Raw genomic sequence first — 1785 nt, 5'->3', positions numbered from 1 at the left:
ACACCGATCTTGAAACAGTCCCATCAAACTCGCCGGAAGTCGACTCGGGAGTGCGCGGCTGGAGGCTGTTCGGCGTGCCGCGCATTCACTCGCTGTTGGGTGGCGGATCTCCGCTGTACTTCGAGCCGTTTGACGTCGACAGATGGTTGCAAATCACTGTAATGGGGATGTAGGTTGCGATGGTCGCCGTCGTTGGGGTGGACCTGCGTCAGCCAGGAATCCGCGCTAGCATAGCTGCCACGTGATTATGCAGGAAGACGGCGGAAGGGTGAGAATTATGGCCCGTTTGTCCGAGCAGCTGGCCTACCTCTCGAGGCGTGCCAAGGCAGCCGAGGGTGCTGCGGATGCCGCCGAGGCCGAGACCCGCGAGGAGCTGGCGGCCAAAGTCGAGCAGGCTCGCGCCAACGCCGAGCAGCACGCGAGCGAGCTTCGTGAGAAGGCCTCGGACGTGACCCAGGAGGCTTCCAGTCGGTGGCGCGAGATCCAGGACCGCTGGAAGGACCACGTGAGCAAGGTGCGTGCTGAGGTCCAACAGAAGCAGGCCGAGCGCGACGCCCAGCGTGCCGAGCGGCGCGCGGAGTACGCGGAGGACGACGCCGTCTGCGCGATCTCTTTCGCTATCGCCGCTGTGGAAGAAGCCGAGTACGCCGTCCTGGACGCCACCTTGGCTCGCGCCGACGCTGCGGCCGTCAGCACCTGATCCTCATCTCATTGCCCCGGATTCGGTTGGTGACGCCCTGCTCGCGCTTTTGCGCGCGGGCGTGGCTCGGCCTGTAAGACCTGGCAGACATCCCGCCGTCAACGCAGGGGTGCTGTTCGCCGACGCCCGCCGCATCGCCGGGTTCATCGGCTTCTGGTCGGCGTCCCGCCTGCCGCCCGCGGCGGGCTGACCATCGACTACCGCCGCCCCCACCGCATATCCCTCCCGCCGCGGCAGGAAGGCGACCCTCGCCATGACCATCCCACGCCACCGTCGCGGACCGCGGCCGGTGGGAAGCCCGGGCACCTCCAGATGCTCATCGTGTCCGCGCTGCGGAACGTCGGCGTCACAGTCCGCCTGACGAGGTAGCGGCCGAGTCACCGAGGTCCCGTTGTGCCTGCCGGCGCCGACTACGACTTAAGCCCAATCGCCCCCGACCACGGCCCGGGCCGGTAGCGGATCCGGGTAAGAGACCGTCGAGGAACCGGGCGACGGCACCCTGCACGTGTTCGCGCTGCCGACCGACGCTGACACGCTGCTCGACATCGTCACCGGGCTGTTCACCGACCACTCGCGGCGGGGCGCGGTCTCCCAGGCGGCGCCCTGCACGATGGCCCCCGGTTCGGACAATGCCGGAAACCGCCTGCGCAATCCCAAAAGGTACTTCTCATGAACCCGCAGGTCACAGTGGGTGAAGGGACAGCGGTCCACCGACCCGTCCGCCTACCAGGTGGACCATGTGTACCAGCATCCGAACCGATTGATCTTGGTTGCTGGCCCTGAAATCACTGTCCGACCGGTCGCGACCCGGGCCCTGGCCAGGGACGATGTCCAGTGACCGCGCCGACTCGGACATCATCTGTCGAATCGAACGGGTGTTCCGAATCTCGGGTGGTTCCGGACACCTCGACCCGTCTCGTGACCGTGATCGTCGGCGTGGTGGTCGCGTTGACGTTCCTCTTCGGCTTCGGGAATGTGCTCGCGCTCGGGCTGCGTCTCGGCGTTCCGATGTGGGTGGCGCCACTGGTGGCGCCCGCAGTTGATCTATCGGTCGTCGGACTGCTTATCCGGACTAAGATTTGCCA

Annotated in this window: 3 protein-coding genes and 1 pseudogene; all 4 read left to right on the top strand. The window is 66.5% G+C overall.

Annotated elements, in window-relative coordinates; all coding sequences use genetic code 11:
• The first annotated feature begins 277 nt into the window (after positions 1-277).
• Positions 278-700: a hypothetical protein gene (locus FrCorBMG51_RS24370; protein ID WP_047225338.1), complete on the top strand. Its 423-nt coding sequence runs from the start codon at positions 278-280 to the stop codon at positions 698-700.
• Positions 701-761: 61 nt separating this feature from the next.
• Positions 762-890 carry a hypothetical protein gene (locus FrCorBMG51_RS32780; protein WP_268760602.1) on the top strand — a complete coding sequence of 43 codons (129 nt, stop codon included), beginning with the start codon at positions 762-764 and terminating at the stop codon, positions 888-890.
• 315 nt (positions 891-1205) lie between these two features.
• On the top strand, positions 1206-1373 hold the full coding sequence (locus FrCorBMG51_RS28885; RefSeq protein WP_157180676.1) for a hypothetical protein: 168 nt from the start codon (positions 1206-1208) through the stop codon (positions 1371-1373).
• Positions 1374-1534: 161 nt separating this feature from the next.
• A pseudogene (locus FrCorBMG51_RS24365) lies at positions 1535-1785 on the top strand (hypothetical protein); the annotation flags it as partial.

It is taken from the genome of Protofrankia coriariae (genome assembly GCF_001017755.1).
In the GTDB taxonomy this organism is placed as follows: Bacteria; Actinomycetota; Actinomycetes; order Frankiales; family Frankiaceae; genus Protofrankia; species Protofrankia coriariae.
The sequence above is the reverse complement of the archived record's forward strand: the minus strand, read 5'-3'. Positions and strand labels throughout refer to the sequence as shown.